At 54.8% G+C, this 19000-nt stretch carries 16 protein-coding genes, 1 tRNA gene and 1 other RNA gene; 15 read left to right on the top strand and 3 right to left on the bottom strand.

The window, feature by feature from the left end:
- Nucleotides 1-108, bottom strand: a transfer-messenger RNA (tmRNA) gene (gene ssrA, locus P8O11_RS11470); the annotation flags it as partial.
- Nucleotides 109-143: 35 nt separating this feature from the next.
- Nucleotides 144-875 carry a FadR/GntR family transcriptional regulator gene (locus P8O11_RS11465; protein WP_300294310.1) on the bottom strand — a complete coding sequence of 244 codons (732 nt, stop codon included), beginning with the start codon at nt 873-875 and terminating at the stop codon, nt 144-146.
- A 103-nt stretch (nt 876-978) separates the two neighbouring features.
- Between P8O11_RS11465 and P8O11_RS11460 the strand changes: the two genes are divergently transcribed.
- The 5 genes from P8O11_RS11460 (at nt 979) to P8O11_RS11440 (ending at nt 5012) form a co-directional block, all read left to right on the top strand.
- Nucleotides 979-1719: a DUF2182 domain-containing protein gene (locus P8O11_RS11460; protein ID WP_300294309.1), complete on the top strand. Its 741-nt coding sequence runs from the start codon at nt 979-981 to the stop codon at nt 1717-1719.
- A 12-nt stretch (nt 1720-1731) separates the two neighbouring features.
- Entirely contained in the window at nt 1732-2364 is a 633-nt protein-coding gene (locus P8O11_RS11455; RefSeq protein ID WP_089888530.1) for a DUF1326 domain-containing protein, read from the top strand.
- A complete protein-coding gene (locus P8O11_RS11450) occupies nt 2364-3467 on the top strand; it encodes a dimethylsulfoniopropionate demethylase (protein WP_300294306.1) in 1104 nt (367 codons plus the stop codon). Before P8O11_RS11455 ends, P8O11_RS11450 begins: the two co-directional genes overlap by 1 nt.
- A gap of 15 nt (nt 3468-3482) precedes the next feature.
- Nucleotides 3483-4475 carry an acryloyl-CoA reductase gene (acuI, locus tag P8O11_RS11445; RefSeq protein ID WP_300294304.1) on the top strand — a complete coding sequence of 331 codons (993 nt, stop codon included), beginning with the start codon at nt 3483-3485 and terminating at the stop codon, nt 4473-4475.
- Nucleotides 4476-4595: 120 nt separating this feature from the next.
- Nucleotides 4596-5012 (top strand): HIT family protein, encoded by a 417-nt coding sequence (locus P8O11_RS11440; protein WP_300294302.1) that lies wholly within the window; start codon nt 4596-4598, stop codon nt 5010-5012.
- 151 nt (nt 5013-5163) lie between these two features.
- On the opposite strand, the gene P8O11_RS11435 is transcribed toward P8O11_RS11440, so the two are convergent.
- On the bottom strand, nt 5164-6978 hold the full coding sequence (locus P8O11_RS11435) for a BCCT family transporter (protein ID WP_300294300.1): 1815 nt from the start codon (nt 6976-6978) through the stop codon (nt 5164-5166).
- Between the two features lie 356 nt (nt 6979-7334).
- Here P8O11_RS11435 and P8O11_RS11430 point away from each other — a divergent pair, with 356 nt between their 5' ends.
- The 10 genes from P8O11_RS11430 to P8O11_RS11385 all read left to right on the top strand — a co-directional run bounded on the left by P8O11_RS11430 (nt 7335) and on the right by P8O11_RS11385 (nt 18929).
- The gene (locus tag P8O11_RS11430) at nt 7335-8552 is read left to right on the top strand and encodes an aminotransferase class V-fold PLP-dependent enzyme (protein ID WP_300294298.1); all 1218 of its coding nucleotides are present in this window, start codon (nt 7335-7337) and stop codon (nt 8550-8552) included.
- A 50-nt stretch (nt 8553-8602) separates the two neighbouring features.
- Nucleotides 8603-10018: a deoxyribodipyrimidine photo-lyase gene (locus P8O11_RS11425; protein WP_300294296.1), complete on the top strand. Its 1416-nt coding sequence runs from the start codon at nt 8603-8605 to the stop codon at nt 10016-10018.
- 67 nt (nt 10019-10085) lie between these two features.
- Nucleotides 10086-11294, top strand: coding sequence for a cyclopropane-fatty-acyl-phospholipid synthase family protein (locus P8O11_RS11420; protein WP_300294294.1), 1209 nt, complete (start codon nt 10086-10088; stop codon nt 11292-11294).
- The gene (locus P8O11_RS11415) at nt 11295-11744 is read left to right on the top strand and encodes a TrgA family protein (RefSeq protein ID WP_300294293.1); all 450 of its coding nucleotides are present in this window, start codon (nt 11295-11297) and stop codon (nt 11742-11744) included. It begins immediately after the preceding gene.
- Between the two features lie 27 nt (nt 11745-11771).
- Entirely contained in the window at nt 11772-12884 is a 1113-nt protein-coding gene (locus tag P8O11_RS11410) for an NUDIX domain-containing protein (RefSeq protein ID WP_300294291.1), read from the top strand.
- Nucleotides 12885-12996: 112 nt separating this feature from the next.
- Nucleotides 12997-14034 carry a cysteine synthase A gene (locus P8O11_RS11405; RefSeq protein WP_300294289.1) on the top strand — a complete coding sequence of 346 codons (1038 nt, stop codon included), beginning with the start codon at nt 12997-12999 and terminating at the stop codon, nt 14032-14034.
- The gene (locus tag P8O11_RS11400; RefSeq protein WP_300294288.1) at nt 14031-16457 is read left to right on the top strand and encodes a DUF3772 domain-containing protein; all 2427 of its coding nucleotides are present in this window, start codon (nt 14031-14033) and stop codon (nt 16455-16457) included. Before P8O11_RS11405 ends, P8O11_RS11400 begins: the two co-directional genes overlap by 4 nt.
- Nucleotides 16454-17170: an alanyl-tRNA editing protein gene (locus tag P8O11_RS11395; protein WP_300294287.1), complete on the top strand. Its 717-nt coding sequence runs from the start codon at nt 16454-16456 to the stop codon at nt 17168-17170. Before P8O11_RS11400 ends, P8O11_RS11395 begins: the two co-directional genes overlap by 4 nt.
- A 54-nt stretch (nt 17171-17224) precedes the next feature.
- Nucleotides 17225-17314, top strand: a tRNA-Ser gene (locus tag P8O11_RS11390).
- Between the two features lie 79 nt (nt 17315-17393).
- Complete coding sequence (locus tag P8O11_RS11385; protein WP_300294285.1) at nt 17394-18929, top strand: cryptochrome/photolyase family protein; 1536 nt, start codon at nt 17394-17396, stop codon at nt 18927-18929.
- Nucleotides 18930-19000: the final 71 nt, after the last annotated feature.

Genomic DNA, 19000 nt, shown 5'->3' with positions numbered 1-19000 from the left:
CGCCGGGTACCGCCCCCGGGTCCGATCCGCTTATTACAAGCGCGTTTATGTTCATAGTCCCCGAGGAGACAGGTCTAATATAGAGCTTGAGAAGCGATTTGCAAGACAGGCTGTGACCGTCTGTACGTGATTTTTACGCCGTGTCAGGTGCGAGTTTCTCGGGCGGCGAGTACGTTTTGGGCGAGCTCTTTTGTGTAGCGCTCAAGCTCTGTCAGACAGGCTTCGACGCGCGGAGCATCACTGGCTTCCAGCGCATCAGCGATCTGGCTGTGCAGATCAATAATTGCCGCGCGGGAGCGGGCTGTGAAGGTAATCATGTTCATCAGGGGTTGCATGGCCTCGACGGCGCCTGCGAGCTGATAGGAGAGCACAGGATTTCCTGCGCCATCAACGAGGGCGCGGTGGAAGGCGACATCTGAAGCGCAGAACGCCTCATCCGATAATGCGGGTTGGGACTGACGGAAAATCTCGGTGCGCATGCTTGCAAGCTGGTCTGGAGTGCGGCGCGCGGCCGAGAGCGACGCGCAGGCACGCTCAAGGGTGTAACGGGCTTCGCAGGCGACATCAAAACTCACATCATTCATGCTGAGCAGCAGTGTCGATGTGGTGATTTGCTGTGGGTAGGCGTCTTGGAAGCTGATGCGATTGACGAATGCGCCGCCCGTGGCCCCACGCTGTGTGCGAATGAGGGACTGAGCTGCGAGGCGCTTTAGGGCTTCGCGGACAGTGGGACGGGACACATTGAACTGCTCGGAGAGATCGGCCTCTGAGGGCAGCCTCTCATCCACGATGAGCGCACCAGAAATAATGGCGTCGCGGATGTTTTTGGCTATCTTTGCGGAGAGATCTGCGGGCTTTGGCTTGGGTTTTTTCATTTGTCTGACAATTCACTCTTTACGGCGAGCATAAATTGTCTGACATTTGCATTCAAGACCTGAGTCGCGTGAGGAAAAAATGCTTGTGGACCGCATAAAGACCATGACCGGATGGCACTGGCTGACGTTGTTTGCCGTGATCGCTCTGGCGTGGGCGGCTCTATTTGCGATGGCTATCCCTGCGGAAATGCGCAGTTTTTCAAGGCTTTACGGTGCGGACTTTTGGGAAGCCCTTTGCACTGTTTCGCCGGATGCAGCGGGTCTTGTGAGGCTCTTTTTCATGTGGGCGCTGATGTCGGCTGCGATGATGGCACCGACGGCTTTGCCCGCTTTTGGAACCTATGACGATCTTGTGGGCTCAACAGGACAAGGCAATTTCGGTGCGCTCGTGTCTGGGTATCTCGCTGTGTGGCTTGGGTTTGCGCTAGTTGCGGCAGGTGTGCAGATGGGATTGACCCAGATTGGCGCTGTTGATCTTTTGGGGCAGAGCCAGTCGCCCTTGCTGACGGCCGGGCTTTTGATCAGTGCAGGGCTGTATCAGTTTTCGGCGCTCAAAGAAGCGTGCCTGAGCAAGTGCCGCCGTCCGATCAGCTTTTTTATGCAGCATTGGGACGAGGGTGCATGGCGCAACGGGCTGCGGTTGGGGCTTGTTTGCCTTGGCTGCTGCTGGGCTTTGATGCTGCTCGGATTTGTGGGCGGTGTGATGAACCTTGCGTTCATGGGACTGGCGACTGTGATGATGATTTTGGAGAAACTGCCCGATATTGGGCGTTGGCTCACACGACCTTTGGGGTATGGCCTCATTGGCTGGGGGCTTTTTGCGCTGGTTGGCGCTTTCATTTAGTGGAGGAATAACATGGCTTTAGATGGTGAAGTTGGTACGATCCCTTGGGAGATCAAGGGCGAACTTATTCTCAATTGCAACTGCACAGTGTTTTGCCCCTGTGTTGTAAGCCTTGGCACGCACCCGCCCACGGAAGGCCACTGTCAGGCTTGGTCGGGCGTTCGCATCGACGATGGCGAATACGGCGGCGTCAGCCTTTCGGGCCTCAATGTGGGCCTCTTCCTTGAGATTCCAGGCAATATGGGCCGCGGAAACTGGAAAGCGGCAGCCTATATTGATGAGCGTGCGACAGACGACCAATATGAGGCGCTTGTTGCGATCTTCTCTGGTGCTGCGCGTGGGACAACGGGTCTTTTTGGCCTGCTTGTGGGCGAGTTCTTGGGCGCCGAGCGCGCTCCGATCACCTTTGAAACCGTCGGCAAAGAGCGCCGCTTGATGGTTGGAAAGAAGATCAAGGGTTCGGTTATTCCTGTTGAGGGCAAGGACGGTAAAGACATCGTTGTGACCAATACAGAATATTGGATGGGTCCTGATATCACTGTGGCCAAGGCCACACAGGGACGTGTGCGCGCTTTTGGGCGTGTCTGGGATTTTGACGGTCGTAGCGCCGAAATCTGCCAGATTGATTGGAAAGGCCCCCGTTAATGGCATTAATCGCTTTGTCGCGTCGCCTGCGCCGCACACCCTTTAGTGAGGGTGTGGAGGCTGCAGGTGTGAAAGGCTATACGGTTTACAACCGTATGCTTTTGCCAACCGTTTTTCGCACGGTTCAGGAAGACTACCGCCACCTCAAGGAGGCAGTTCAGCTTTGGGATGTGGCCTGTGAGCGCCAAGTGGAGTTGCGCGGGCCTGACGCCACGCGGTTGATGCAAATGCTCACGCCACGCGATCTGCGCAATATGCAGGTTGGTCAGTGTTACTACGTTCCGATCGTCGATGAGACGGGCGGGATGTTGAATGACCCTGTGGCTGTAAAGCTGGCGGAAGATCGCTGGTGGATTTCGATTGCGGACAGTGATTTGCTACTTTGGGTCAAGGGCATCGCCTATGGCTATCGTCTGGATGTGCTTGTCGATGAGCCGGATGTGAGCCCGCTCGGTGTGCAAGGTCCGAAGGCAGATGATGTGATGGCGGATGTCTTTGGCGACGCTGTGCGCGATATCCGCTTTTTCCGCTTTGCGATGCTCGAGTTTCAAGGCCGTAAGCTGGCTGTTGCGCGCTCTGGCTATTCCAAGCAGGGCGGCTTTGAGATTTATGTTGAAGGCAGTGATATCGGGATGCCGCTGTGGAACGCTTTGATGGAAGCGGGCAAGAAGCATGATATTCATGCGGGCTGCCCCAACCTGATCGAGCGGATCGAGGGCGGTCTTCTGAGCTATGGCAACGATATGACCGATGACAACACACCGCATGAGTGCGGGCTTGGGAAGTTTTGCAACACACATAGCGCGATTGGCTGTGTGGGGCGTGACGCTTTGCTGCGCGTCGCTAAGGAAGGCCCTGTGCGTCAGATACGCGCTGTGGAAATTCATGGGGATGCTGTGCCGCCTTGCGATCGGCTTTGGCCGATTATGGTGGGTGACAAGCAGGTGGGCAACATTAGCTCTGCTGCCTATTCTCCTGATTTTGCGACAAATGTTTCCATCGGAATGGTGCGTATGACGCATTGGGACGAGGGCAGTGAAGTGGATGTGATCACCCCTGCGGGTGTGCGCGTGGCAACTGTACGCGAGACATTCTGGATTTAGAAGAAAGAGGACGAGATGAGTGAATTTAACGCCCTAGTGGTTGAAAAAGATGAAGAGACTGGAAAAACGAGCGCAGCGGTCAAGCCGCTGACGCTGGCAGACCTACCTGAGGGCGATGTGACCGTTGCTGTCGAGTATTCGACTGTGAACTACAAAGACGGGCTTTGCATTGGTCCAGGTGGCGGGCTTGTTCGCAAGTATCCGCATGTTCCAGGTATCGACTTTGCGGGCACGGTCGAGGCGTCAAGTGATGCGCGCTACAAGGCGGGGGACAAAGTTGTTCTCACGGGCTGGCGCGTGGGTGAGGCACATTGGGGCGGCTATGGTCAGAAGGCACGCGTGAAGGCGGACTGGCTTGTGCCGCTGCCTGCGGGTCTTGATACGCGTCAGGCTATGGCTGTGGGCACGGCGGGCTTTACCGCGATGCTGGCGGTTATGGCTCTGGAAGATCACGGCATCAAGGCAGGGCCTGTCCTTGTTACGGGTGCGGCTGGCGGTGTTGGCTCTGTGGCCACGGCGATCCTTGCAAACCTCGGTTATAAGGTCGCTGCAGTGACGGGGCGGCCCGAAACGGCAGACTACCTCACGTCGCTTGGCGCAACCCAGATTGTGGCGCGCGAAGAGCTGAACGAAACCGTGAAGCGTCCGCTGGAAGGCGAAACATGGGGCGGCTGCATTGATGCCGTGGGCGGCGATATGCTGGCTCGTGTTTTGGGCCAGATGGAATATGGCGCATCTGTTGCGGCTGTTGGCCTTGCGGGGGGTGCTGGCTTGCCGGCCACTGTTATTCCGTTCTTGTTGCGCGGTGTGAACCTCTTGGGGATCGACTCTGTAATGCAGCCTTATGACAACCGTCTGCGAGCTTGGGAGCGGATCGCCAAAGACCTGCCGATGGATAAGCTAGAAGCGATGGTACAGCCCGCCACGCTCAGCGATCTGCCACAGCTTGGCCGCGATATTCTCAAAGGCCAAGTGAAAGGCCGTGTGGTTGTCGATGTGAACGCCTGAGACGTTTAAATGACTGCTTTGAAAGCCGCCCTTTGGGGCGGCTTTCTTTTTGCCCAAGGCGCTTGGCGGTGGGCTTGATTTGTGAAAGAGATTGGGAAAATGCGTTTTGGGAGCAATGCTATGAGCTATGACACTGACAATATTTTTGCCAAAATCCTGCGAGGAGAAATTCCATCATTCAAGGTCTACGAAGACGATGAGACCTTTGCTTTTATGGATATTATGCCGCGCAGCCCTGGGCATTGTCTGGTTATTCCAAAGACGCCGTGTCGCAACATTCTGGATGCGAGTCCCGAGCAGCTTGCTGCTTGCATGCGCACCGTGAACACTTTGGCCAACGGCGCTATGAAAGCCTTTGGCGCGGATGGGATCACCTTGCAGCAGTTTTCCGAAGCGGCAGGGGGGCAGGAAGTCTTTCATTTGCATTTCCACATTCTGCCGCGCCATGAGGGGCAGCGCATGGGGCCTGCAGGCGTCATGGGGGACATGGCCGAGATTAAGGCCAATGGAGAAAAGCTGGCGGCGGCTTTACGTTAGGCATTGCGCCGCGCCCCTCTGGAGGGGAAGCGTCTCTCTTAGGCGCCCTCAGATATTTGAGGCAAAAAGTAGGGTCTTACTCAGTGACTTTAAAAGAAAACGGCGCCGCGTGGTGATGCGGCGCCGTTTTTGATTTTGTGAATGCGTGATGTTACTCGGCGGGCTGTTTGGCCGCTTTTTCGCGAAGGCCGTCACGATAGAGCGCTTTGGCAAGGGCGACGCACATCAGACCCATAACCACCGTGAAGGGCAGTGCTCCGATGATCATGGCATTGCGCAGCGCATCCATCGGGTTGTTCTCGCCAGCCGCAGCGAGGAGCGTCCCGATCACTGCGGTGAGGATCAAGCCCCAAACGATGCGATGTTTGACACCTGTTTCCTGCTCGCCGCCTGACATGATCGTGTTCATCACGAGGATGCCTGAGTCTGCTGATGTGACAAGGAAGGTCATGATCAGCACCACACACATGATCGAGATGGCTGTGAGCAAGCCACCGTCAAGCATTTGACCCAACGTGACAAAGAGCTTTGCTGTGTTGGAGGCCCCGATGATGGCCCCATCTGCGCCGCCTGTCAGCTCTAGATCGATGGCTGTGCCACCAAGGATTGTCATCCAGGCAAAACACACGAGTGAGGGGGCCAGAACGCAGCCGATGATAAACTCACGAACGCTGCGGCCCTTTGAAATGCGCGCAAGGAACAGGCCAACAAAGGGCGAGAAGGCAATCCACCAAGCCCAGTAGAATGTTGTCCAGCCCGCTTGCCAGCCAAATTGACGCCCACCTTCGCCTGCGGCGTAGACGGCTTTGAGTGTGTCTTCGTCAAGCTCTGCAGCGGCGCCTGTCAGGCCTGCAACGAAGCCGTCAAAGCTTCCCCAAGCGCCTTGGGCGGCGCTGAGATCAGCAGCCAGTGGTTTTGCTGCTTCGGGTAGGGCCGCCGCAAAGTCGGCGGCGGATTGTGGGCCATATGCGCCTAAGCTGAGCTGCGCGAAGTGAAGAATATAATCCACAAAAGCTGACCCAAAGGTGCTCAATGCGAACATAAATGAGCCAAAGATCACAAACACCAACAGCAGGATGATCGACAGGACCAAGTTAAGGTTGGAGAGGTATTTCACGCCCCGTCCGACGCCTGAAACGGCCGAGAGGATGGACAGACCCATGATCATCACCAAGCCAGCGATCAGACCGACTTTGTTCGGGGCTGGTACTTCCCCTGTCATGTCCATCATCCAGCTCATTCCGGTAATGGCATACATTCCGTCAATGAATTGGCTGACACCAAAGCCGATGGTTACGGAGACGCCGAGGACTGTGGCGACAACGCCCAGAACATCGACAATATGGCCAAAAGAGCTGTTGATCCGCGCACCAAAGAGTGGCGTCAGAGCAGAACGGATGGTGAGTGGCATATCGCGTGTATAGGCGTAATAGGCTAGGCTGAGACCTGTCACGACATAGATTGACCAAGCGTGAAAGCCGTAATGTAGGAAGGTATAGCGGTAGCCTGACTGGATCGCCTCCACGCTGCTTGCTTCAACCGCGCCCGAAAGGATCTCAGGGTTTGAGCCCCAGAGGCCGATCGGCTCAGCTGTTGCAAAGACCATCAGGCCGACACCAAGGCCGGCGCCAAACATCATGGAAAACCATGAGAAGTTCGAAAATTCGGGCGTTTGGCCCGCTGTTCCCATGATACGCTTACCAGTGTTTGGCAAGAGGGCGATCACGAGAAGAAAGAAGGCGAAGAAGCCTGTGATGACAATGTAGAAGCCGTTGAATCTTTCAAGCAGGCTCCAGTTCCAGCTTCCCAAGGTTGCGTTGGCATTTGCGGGCCAGACAAGGGCCCAGAGCACGAGTGCTACCATGACCAATTTGCTGATGAGTGCGATGGGCAGGCTGTTGTCTTTGTAAAAGCCTGCCTCCTGTTTTTTGATCTCAAGATCTGTGAAGGGTGGTTTTATTGACATATGTGTCCCCGTTTCGATTTCTGTATTAGAAAACAACTTGGCGCATTTGAGTAATTCTTAGACGCTGCGCTCTATATTTGAGCATTTAGAGCGTTGGTGGCGCGGCCTGCCCGCCAAATGCGACACCCGCTCGCCTAATCCGCGACATTTTGGCACATTAGGTGTGTGATGTTTCATGCTCTTGACCCAGCGCTTTCTTGCGGGATATCCATGATTTGTCGCTTTTGGTTTTTGAACTTCTTGCGGCTGCGACCCGGTTGTTGACGGTTTCGGGGCGCTCGGCTGGAGGACCTGCCATAGAGAGTGGGCCATCTGACGGAGGCCCCTTTAAAACCATGAACCGAGGAGAGACCTTCATGCTTGATATTGATTTTGTGCGCGGCCAATTCCCTGCGTTTGCGCAGGAGAGTCTTCAGGGGCAGGCGTTTTTTGAAAATGCGGGCGGCTCATATACGTGTCAGCCCGTGATTGACCGCCTCACGCGGTTTTACACCGAACGTAAAGTCCAGCCATATGCGCCTTATGAGGCTTCGCGCCTTGGTGGTGAAGAGATGGACGAGGCGCGCAGGCGGCTGGCCGCTATGATGGGGGTCGAGACTGATGAGCTGAGCTTTGGGCCATCAACCACGCAGAACACCTATGTTCTGGCCAATGCTTTCCGCCAGTTTATGCAGCCGGGTGACGCCATTGTTGTGACCAATCAGGACCATGAGGCCAACACTGGTCCATGGAGACGTTTGGCGGATGAAGGCTTTGAAGTGCGTGAATGGCAGGTTGACCCTGAGACTGGGCATCTTGACCTTGCCAAGCTTGAGGCGCTCTTGGACGAGAAGGTGCGTCTTGTTTGCTTTCCACATTGTTCCAATGTTGTGGGTGAGATCAATCCTGTGGTTGAAATCACTGCGTTCGCGCATGCGGCGGGGGCGTTTGTCTGTGTGGATGGAGTTAGCTACGCGCCGCACGGTTTGCCCAATGTGGGCTTGATGGGCCCTGATATCTATCTGTTTTCTGCTTACAAGACCTATGGTCCGCACCAAGGCATTATGGTGATGCGGCGTGCTTTGGGCGAGACGCTGCCCAATCAAGGGCATTATTTCAACGCGGGCAGCCTCTACAAACGGTTTACTCCTGCGGGGCCTGATCATGCACAGGTTGCTGCCTCGGCGGGCATGGCGGATTATGCCGACGCGCTGGCGCTTCATCATGGTATCACGGGAACAGCGGCTGAAAAGGCGACGGGTGTGCATGACTTGATGCGAGCTCATGAAGTGAAGCTTTTGCAGCCTTTGCTTGATTATGTGAACGCAAAAAACTCAGTACGCCTTATTGGGCCGTCTCATGCGGCTGGGCGCGCGCCTACAGTTGCGCTTGAATTGGCACAGGCAGGGGAGCCTGTGGCGGCAGAGCTTGCGGCACATGGGGTGATGGCTGGCGGAGGCGATTTTTACGCTGTGCGCGCGCTCAAGGCGATGGGTGTTGATCCTGAGAAGGGGGTATTGCGGTTGTCATTTGTGCACTATACGAGCGAGGCTGAGGTGCAGCAGCTAATGGAGGCTCTTGATCGCGTTTTGTGATCTGTGAGCGGCCCATGCCCGTAAACGAATAAAGAGACGGGCGAGGGCTAATGAGCGATACCACAGTAACATCCATTTGGTGGATTAGGCGCGATTTGCGCTTGGTTGACAATGAAGCTCTGACGGCAGCGGCGGCGAAGGGGCCTGTCATTCCGTTGTTTATTCACGAGGCGCGCTCTGAAGAGCTTGGCGCGGCGCCACGTTGGCGGCTTGAGCAGAGCTTGAAGGCCTTGGCTCTTCAACTTGAACACAAGGGACTCAGACTTGTGTTGCGCAAAGGCGAAGCGCTTGGTGTTTTACGTGCAGTTGTCTCTGAGACGGGCGCGGGCGCTGTTCATTGGGGAAGGTTATATGACCCTGTGTCTCGCCACATTGATGCAGATGTAAAGGCGGCGCTGCGTGCAGATGGACTTGCTGCGGAGAGTCATGCGGGACAATTGCTGCATGAGCCGATGACGGTCAAAACCAAAGTGGGCGACTATTACAAGGTCTTCTCGCCATTCTGGCGCGCGATTGAGCCTTTGGGTGTGACTGCACCTTTGCCTGAGCCTGCCAAGCTTTTGCCACCTGTGGCATGGCCCGCAAGTGAGAATTTGCAAGATTGGAGGCTCTCTAGCGCTTTGCGGCGCGGTGCGTCTGTCTTGGCCCGCCACAGCACGGCGGGTGAGGCGGCGGCTTGGGTGAAGATGACACGGTTTTTGGACGAACGCGCGAGCCATTATAAGGCTGCGCGAGATCAGGTTGCGACAGCGGGGACGTCTGATTTGTCTGACAATCTTGCTTATGGAGAGATTTCACCGCGCAGTATCTGGACGACTGGGCAGGCCGCTACGGCAGCAGGGATGCGCGGGCTTGAGCCATTCTTGCGGCAAGTGGGGTGGCGCGACTTTGCGCATCACCTGATGTTTCATACGCCTCACATGTTGAAAGACAACTGGCGCGAGGGCTGGGACAGCTTTCCGTGGAGCGAAGATGAGACTGAGGCCAAGGTATGGGCCTGGAAATATGGCCGTACGGGCGTTGACTTTGTAGATGCGGCAATGCGCGAGCTTTGGGTGACGGGCAAGATGCACAACCGTGCGCGCATGGTGGCGGCAAGCTATCTGACCAAGCATATGATGGTGCATTGGCGCGTGGGTGAGCGCTGGTTTGCGGATCAGTTGATTGACTTTGATCCTGCAAATAATGCGATGGGTTGGCAGTGGGTTGCGGGAAGCGGGCCTGATGCGGCGCCGTATTTCAGGGTGTTCAATCCGGATACGCAGTTGCAGAAGTTTGATCCTGAGCGGCGGTATTTTAAACGCTGGGTTGCCGAAGGGCAGCGGGAGGCGCCTGAAACGGCTCTAGATTTTTATGAGAGCATTCCAAAAAGTGCAGGGCTGTCGCCCAAGGCGGTACGACCTCAGCCTATCGTGGGCCTCAAGGAAGGCCGTGAACGGGCTTTGGCCGCCTATAGTTCTAAATGATTGAAAACTTGCGAGACAGTCAGGCGCGAATTAGCCTGAAGGGGCTGCGCCAAGGGGAGGTGCATTTATGATATTGACAGAAACCAAAGGTCAGGCCGATCTGCCGAGGTATTTTGCGCGGGTGTTCGCGTTGGCCCAACAGATGCCCGTGGGGCGTTTGGATGTGGTGTTACCTGATGGGCGGCGGTTTCGCGCAGAAGGTGCGACGGCGGGGCCTGTGGCGGAGGTCCATCTTCACGACCCAGATGTGTTTGCACGCCTTATTCGCGAAGGCGAACTTGGATTTTGTGACGCTTATCTTGATGAAGGGTGGTCATCTCCTGACCTTCAAGCTTTTCTTGACCTGATGAATTCGGGCAACGAAATCCTCTATCGCGGTTTTCCGGGCAAGGGGCTTGTGAAGGCCTTTGAAAGGCTGCGCCATTTGATGCGCTCCAACAGCAAGGGGCAGGCGCGCAAGAACATTTCTTATCATTATGATCTGGGCAATGCCTTTTATGCTCAATGGCTTGACCAGAGCATGACGTATTCGAGCGCATTGTTTGAGAGTGGGCAGGAGAGTTTTGAGAGTGCGCAGCGCGCAAAATATGCTGCTCTTGTGGATGCTTTGGAGGTCAAGCCTGGCGATCATGTGTTGGAGATCGGCTGCGGTTGGGGCGGGTTTGCTGAATATGCTGCGGGCGAGTGTGGTCTGCGCGTCACGGGGCTGACCATCAGTGAAGAGCAATTGAAGTACGCCGAAGAGCGTATTGAAAAGGCTGGTCTTTCTCATCTTGTCACGCTGAAAATGCAAGACTACCGAGATGAGACAGGCCAGTATGACGGGATTGCTTCTATCGAGATGTTTGAGGCTGTTGGCGAAAAGTACTGGCCAGTTTACTTTGAGAAGGTGAGAGCGTGTTTGAAGCCTAAAGCGCGAGCAAGTTTGCAGATCATTACGTTGGAAGAAGAACGCTTCAAAATCTACCGGAAGGGCGTAGATTTCATCCAGAAATACATTTTTCCCGGCGGTATGCTGCCATCAAAGACAGCTTTGCGGGCGGAAATAGCGCGCGCAGGGCTTACTGAAACAAAGGTTCTTGAGTTTGGTGAGAGTTACTCGCAAACGCTTCGCCGTTGGCATGAACGTTTTAATGGCGCGTGGGGTGAAATCGCGCCGATGGGCTTTGATGAGCGTTTTCGTAGGATGTGGAATTTTTACCTAACCTCTTGCGCCGCGTCGTTTCATGGCGGTAACTGCGATGTAGTTCAGATAACAATTGAAAAGTTAGACTAGATGCCCACTGCCGCCAGATTGCTCTCAGCCGTATGTCTCGCCATTATCGCTTACGTTGTGAGTGAAATGGTCATGGTGGGAATGCTGTCACAAGAGCCTGATCTTAACTTTGGGCGTTTGCGTGAGATCAATGTTTTTATCGCGGCTTCAGTGGGCTGGACCATGCTCGGCGCACGCGTTGGCAATCCATATAGTGTTTCGTTGGGGTTGGGACTGACGGCTATCGCCGCAGCGGTGTTTTGGTGTGTCTTTGCGCATGCCTTATGGGAAATGTTGAAGTTGTCGATAGACCGTAAGTTTGATGGGCCGATGGAGGCTCTTGTCGGTATGGTGCAGTTGGCGATTGAATATTCGGCCGAACTTTTGCGGGTCAATGTTTTGATTACCTTGGTGATGGGCGGACTTTTTGGGGGCCTTTTTGCTGAGTTTATAAGCCGCCGCTGGCGCTAATTTTTGAGATAGAAGGCGAAGCAGCCGGTGAAAAAAGTCTTTCTATACGGAACGCTCCGGCACTTGGGACTCCTTGAAATTGTCTTGGGGCATGTGCCACACGACCGATTGAGCGCAGTGTCCCTTGATGGATATTGTGTAGCGCGGGCCGAGGGGCACGACTTTCCGCTGATCCTTGAGCAAAGTGGAAGCGGTTGCGACGGTTTGTTGCTGAGCGACGTGACCCCTGAAGAGCTGGCGCGGCTTGATTACTATGAGCTTGGCTTTGGATATCGCCTTTTGCCTGTTGAGATTGCGGGGCAGGAAGCTCTGGTTTACTTTCCTGAGCCGGATCTTTGGCAAGCAGCGGAGCCTTGGAGCCTGAAGGAATGGAGCGCTCTGCATTGGCCTGTGACGCAACACTCGGCGCGCGAGATTATGGGATTGATGGGGCAGGTGGCTCCACATGAATTGGGGCGCTACTTCGGGCGGATCAGGGCGCGCGCCTATTCGACCTTTCTTGCACAAAGTAACCCAAGCCCTGCGACACTGCGAGCGGCGCATTCCATCGAGAGCGTAACTCTGCACGGCGGGCGTTTGAGCCATATCGGGTATTTTCGCACCGATACGTTGCGCTTGAGCCATCCTCGTTACGACGGAACGCAAAGTGATGAGATGGAGCGTGAAGTGTTTCTGACTGGGGACGCTGCGCTCGTTTTGCCTTATGATCCTGTGCGAGATCGGGTTTTGATTATTGAACAGTTTCGTATGGGGCCCTTGGGGCGCGGTGATCCACTGCCTTGGACACTCGAGCCGATTGCGGGGCGTGTGGATCTTGGGGAAACGCCAGAAGAGGCGGCTCGGCGGGAGTGTGTCGAGGAAGCGGGGCTCATATTGGGCCAGCTTGAGCCTATCGCGTCCTACTACCCGTCTCCTGGAGAGGTCAGCACATATTTCCATACATTTATCGGTTTGTGCGATTTGCCCGATAGTGTCGCGGGAATGGGTGGCCTTGAGAGCGAGGCTGAAGACATTAAAAGCCACGTTCTGAGTTTTGATGCGGCGGAAGCATTGATGAAAACTGGCGAGATAAATATCGGGCCTCTTTTGCACTTGTTGCTCTGGCTTAAGATAGAGCGAGAACGGCTTAGGGCAGGATAGTTTTGTGCGAAAGCCCTCTTCTTTGGAACATGTGATTTTTGCGGGCTAAGTTGCTTGTGGTGCGGTGTTTGAAGCCCTAGGTTGTTGCGCATAACGCCCAGGGAGAGAGCCTATGAAAATTGCACAAAATTTGGCAGAAGCCGTGGGCAACACGCCTTTGATCAGGCTTAGAAAAGTTAGCGAAGAGACGGGCTGTAAGATCTATGGCAAAGCCGAGTTTCTCAATCCGGGCCAGTCGGTCAAAGACCGTGCAGCGCTTTATATTATCAAAGATGCGATTGCGCGGGGAGAGCTGAAGCCAGGCGGCACGATTGTTGAAGGCACGGCAGGCAATACGGGCATTGGCCTTGCGCTTGTAGGGGCGTCGATGGGCTTTAAGACGGTTATTGTGATCCCTGAGACGCAAAGCGAAGAGAAAAAAGAGATGTTGCGCCTTGCGGGGGCAGAGCTTGTGCAAGTTCCTGCTGCGCCTTACCGCAATCCGAATAATTTCGTGCGTTACTCCGAGCGCCTCGCGCGGGAGCTGGCCAAGACAGAGCCCAACGGTGCAATTTGGGCGAACCAGTTTGATAATGTTGCGAACCGACAGGCGCATATCGAAACCACTGGCCCTGAGATCTGGGAGCAGACAGGTGGCAAGGTTGATGGGTTTATCTGCGCAGTTGGCTCGGGCGGTACACTTGTTGGTACAGGAATGGTCTTGCAGCCGAAGGGTGTAAAGATCGGGATTGCTGACCCGATGGGGGCTGGGCTGTTTAGCTATTACACGACGGGTGAAATCAAGATGGAGGGCGGCTCGATTGCCGAAGGCATTGGGCAAGTACGCATCACCAAGAACCTTGAAGGCTTTAGGCCAGATATGGCGTATCAAGTGCCTGATGAAGAAGCTTTGCCTTATGTATTTGATCTTTTGGCCGAGGAAGGGCTTTGCCTTGGTGGCTCCTCGGGCGTAAATATTGCTGGTGCTGTGCGTATGGCACGTGAAATGGGGCCAGGTCATACCATCGTGACGATCCTGTGCGACTATGGCACGCGCTACCAGTCCAAGCTTTTTAACCCAGAATTTTTGCATGAAAAGGGCCTGCCTGTGCCTGAGTGGATGGAGCGCGCAGCACGAGACATCCCAGATGTATTTGAGGAAACGGAATGATCTTGAAACACCCTCTTTTCCGAGGCTTACTGGCGCTTATTGTTGCGTTGTTGCTTCTGGGTACGCCGACTTTGGCGCAGACTGGAAATGGAGCGAAGCCTGATTACGAAGCATGGCAGACCTTGGCTACGCGCATTGAAGATGCTGTCGAAGCGGGACGCGCCTCAGATACAGTCCTGGAGAACCTGCGCGCTGATCTGACCAGCTGGCGTGCTGATTTTGTTGGGGCAAAAGATCTGAATGTGCGCACAATTGCGGCGGTTCAGGCTCAGATATCTGCACTGGGTCCTGCACCTGAGACGGGGCTGGAGCCAGAAGAAATTGCGGCGCAAAGAGAGACATTGAACGCAAGGCTTGCAGAGCTGGAAGCCCCGCGTAAGCGGGCAGAAGTGGCACAGAGCCGTGCGGATGCGCTCATTGGTGAAATTGACCGTATCCTGTCAGAGCGACAAACGAATGCTTTCTTGGAACGAGGGCCAAGCCCGCTCAATCCGACGCTGTGGTCGCGTGGCTGGGGCACTTTCAAGAACTCTCTTGTCAGCACACGCGGGGAGATTGTCAGCAGTTGGAACAATCCGAACCAACGTGAGGCGTTTATTAGCAATTTGCCTCGGTTCATCGCGATTGTAGCTGTTTCAATTGTCTTTTTGCTACTTGGCTGGCGTTGGGTTCGTGCGCTGAGCGAGCGTTTTGTGCGCCAGCGCAGCACGGCGAGAGGGTGGCTGACAGCGTTCGTGCTTTCGGTGGTGCAGCTTGGTGTTGCGACGCTCGGTTTGTTTGGTTTGGCGATTGCTGTCTATTATTCCGAGCTGATTGGTCTGAGGATCGATCCGTTACTTGGTGCAGTGATCGAAGGGGGCTTCTTTATCATCGTCTCCGTTTGGTTGAGCGCCTTTGCGTTTGCGCCTGCAGATCGGAGCTTTCACAGTTTTTCTTTGACAGAGGCTCAAAATACCAAGGGCCGATATATTGTGATCGGTCTCGGTACTGTCTTCGGCCTGAGCTTTGTTTTGGATGAGTTCTCTCGCTATGACAGCTGGTCGAGCAGCGCGAATGCTGTTGTTTATTTCCCGCTTGTGATCTCTGGTGGCTATTTGCTGTGGCGGCTAGGACGCCTTCTTCGGCTCCATTCTGCTGCAGTTGTTGCGGCGGCCAGCGCTGACGAAGTGCCACGCTATGTGGACCGGATGTACGGGCTTCTCGGGCGCGTTATTATTCTGGCGGGCCTCGGTGGGGCTCTCATAACGGCTGTTGGCTATTTTGAGGCTGGCAAAACAATTGTTTTCCAATCCATTGAAACACTTGTGCTTATTGCTTTGCTTATCCTTGCCCAGCGGGTGGTGGCGGAGCTTTGGGTTGTGGTGAGGCGCGGGGCGGACGATGCTCGCGATGGGCTGTTACCGACGCTCTCGGGCTTCGTTCTGCTGTTGGTGGCTTTGCCGCAGTTCTTCCGAATTTGGGGCACAAGCGATGCGCGAATTTCCGAGTTTTGGAGTTCAGCGCGGGAGGGGGTTACTGTTGGTGATACGAAGATCACAGCGGGGGCCTTCCTGACTTTTGCGATTGTTTTTTCGATTGGTTACATAGTTACGCGCGTGTTGCAGGGCGCCTTGAAAAACACCGTTCTCCCCAAGACCAAGATGGATATTGGCGGCCAGAACGCTCTTGTTTCTGGTGTTGGGTATATTGGGGTATTCTTGGCCGCACTCGCAGCCATCACTGGTGCAGGAATTGATCTTTCGAGCCTCGCGATTGTGGCTGGTGCGCTTTCAGTCGGGATTGGTTTTGGTCTTCAGAATATCGTGTCAAACTTTGTCTCTGGGATCATTCTTCTGATTGAGCGTCCAATATCTGAGGGAGACTGGATTGAAGTGGGCGGAACCCATGGTACCGTTCGCGATATTTCTGTGCGCTCTACGCGTATTGAGACGTTTGACCGCTCAGATGTTATCTTGCCGAATGCGGATTTGATCAGTGGTAAGGTGACCAACTACACCCGCGGAAATACCGTTGGGCGCGTGATTGTTCCTGTTGGCGTTGCCTATGGGAACGACACGCGCAAGATTGAGAAAATCTTGTTTGAAATTGCAGAAGAGCATCCGATGGTATTGGCGAACCCGAAGCCAAATGTAATCTTCCAAGGGTTTGGGGCGGATAGCCTTGATTTCGAAATTCGTGCGATTTTGCGAGATGTGAATTTTGTTCTCTCGGTCAGGTCTGACATGAACCATGAAATTGCGCGCCGCTTTAAAGAAGAGGGTGTGGAAATTCCGTTTAGTCAGCGTGATATTTGGATCCGCAATCCGGAAGCGCTTGTTCCGTCAGTTCCGCAGGCTGAGGCAAAGCCGCCAAAAGCCGCGAAGCCAAAGGTAAATCGTGCTCAAAGTACGTCAGATGACGATAAAAACGGAGGCGGTAAATGACCGAGGCCTTATTTCGCGAAGATGCTTATTTAAGAGATATGGCCGCCACAGTTGTTGCCCATACTGCCGAGGGCGGGATTGTGCTGGACCGTTCTATTTTCTATCCGACGGGTGGTGGGCAGCCTGGGGACAGTGGCAGTGTCGTTTGGGATGGCAAAGAGCTTGAGATTGCGACGACTGTTAAAGGCGATGGTGAGGCGATTGTGCTCGTACCAGCCGCGCCTATGGCTTTGCCACATGTGGGTGTGAAGCTTGTCCAGCATCTTGATTGGGAGCGTCGCCATAGACTCATGCGGATGCATACGGCCTTGCATCTTTTATCGGTGATTTTGCCACTGCCTGTAACCGGAGGGCAGATTGGTGCGGAAAAGGGGCGGCTTGATTTCTTGATGCCAGAACCGCCAGAAGACCGTGAGGCCGTTGAGGCGGCGCTCAATGCACTTGTAGACAGTGATTTACCTGTGAGCCAATCGTGGATCAGTGAAGCGGAACTGGAAGCCAATCCGTCGCTTGTGAAAACCATGAGTGTTGCGCCGCCACGCGGGCGTGGGGCAATTCGCCTTGTTCAGATCGGAGAGGGCAGTGAAGTAATTGATTTGCAACCTTGCGGCGGAACCCATGTGGCGCGCACCAGCGAGATCGGTGGCTTGCGTCTTGGTAAGATTGAAAGCAAGGGCAAACAGAACCGTCGCGTGAACCTGCATTTGATGTGAAGATTGGGCAGTTTGGGCTTGCAGGCCCACCTGCTTTTTCGATAGACGGACCTCGGACAGGTGGCCGAGTGGTCGAAGGCGCGCGCCTGGAAAGTGCGTAGGCGGGTGACCGTCTCGAGGGTTCGAATCCCTTCCTGTCCGCCAGCTTCCTTTTTTATCAATTGTTTGGTCTGGTGGGCCTTGGATTGCGTATTGCTCTCAAAGAGAGCAAAGCGAGACTTCTATGCAGGGCAAAGACCTTATCGTGATCCTTGGCGACCAGCTCAGTCATGCATTGAGCGCGCTTGAGGCGAGCTCTGCGGGAAATTCAGTTGTTCTCATGGCGGAGGTGGCTGAGGAGGCCTCATACGTTTTGCATCACAAGAAGAAACTGGCCTTCGTTTTCTCAGCAATGCGTCATTTCTCTCAAGCTCTTTCTGCTGACGGTTGGGATGTGCGCTATCGTAGGCTGGATGATGAACATAATTGCGGCTCTTTGACCGGTGAAGTTTCTGCCTTGTTGGAGGAAGGCGGGTTTGAGCGCGTTGTCATGACTGAGGCGGGAGAGCAGCGCGTCAGTGCGGCCTTTGAAGCGGTGAGCAAAGACTGGGTTGTGCCGCTTGTCGTCTTGCCTGATGCGCGGTTTTTGGCAACGCGAGAAGCATTTGCCAGCTGGGCCGACGGGCGCAAACAGCTTCGGATGGAGTATTTCTATCGCGAGATGCGGCGCAAGACGGGACTCTTGATGCAAGGTGATCAACCAGAAGGCGGACAATGGAACTTTGATGCCGAAAACCGCAAGCCAGCTAAGGCAGATTTGTTTATGCCGCAGCCCTTTCGTGTGGAGCCTGACGCCATCACTCAAGATGTGCTTGAGATGGTGGAGCGCGAGCGAGGGGCGCATTTTGGCGTTTTGGACGGGTTTTGGTTTGCGGTAGAGCGGCCACAGGCTCTTGAGGCGCTTGAGCAGTTTACCCGCGAGGCTTTGCCGCGTTTTGGCGATTATCAAGATGCGATGCTGACAGGGGAGCCGTTTCTTTATCACTCTGTTTTGGCGCAATATATTAATATCGGGCTTCTTGATCCGCTTGAAGTCTGTCGGCGGGTGGAGCGCGCTTATTATGAGGGGCAGGCTCCGCTCAATGCTGTGGAAGGTTTTATTCGTCAGATCATTGGCTGGCGCGAATACATGCGTGGAATCTACTGGCTTAAGCCTGAGGGCTATACTGATCAGAACTTCCTTGGTGCGCGCCGTGATCTGCCCCGGCTTTACTGGACAGGTGAAACAGGTATGGCGTGTATGGCAGCCGCGATTGGCCAGACACGTCAAGAGGCCTACGCGCATCATATCCAGAGGCTGATGGTGACAGGAAATTTTGCCATGCTGGCGGGAATTGATCCCAAGCAAGTCCATGAATGGTATCTGGCTGTGTATGCTGACGCTTATGAGTGGGTGGAAGCGCCCAATGTGATTGGCATGAGCCAGTTTGCCGATGGTGGTTTTCTGGGTTCAAAGCCCTATGCGGCGAGCGGAAACTACATCAACAAGATGTCGGATCATTGCGGCGGCTGTAAATACAGTGTGAGCCAGAAGACAGGTGAAGGGGCGTGTCCATTCAATGCTCTCTACTGGGATTTTCTCGTCCGCAATGAAGGCAAGCTGCGGGGCAACCCCCGTCTTGGGCAAATGTATGCCACGTGGGGGCGAATGAGTGAGATAAAGCAGCAAGAGTACCTTCAGAGCGCCGCGAAGACGCTGGAGGAGATCGAGACGCTATGAGGGGGCAAGACCTGCAAGTTGTCTGGTTCAAGCGTGATCTGCGGGCCTTTGATAACCGAGCTTTGGCGGCT

This window comes from Lentibacter sp. (assembly GCF_029254145.1).
Lineage (GTDB): Bacteria > Pseudomonadota > Alphaproteobacteria > Rhodobacterales > Rhodobacteraceae > Lentibacter.
This window is presented reverse-complemented; position numbering and strand designations above follow the sequence as displayed.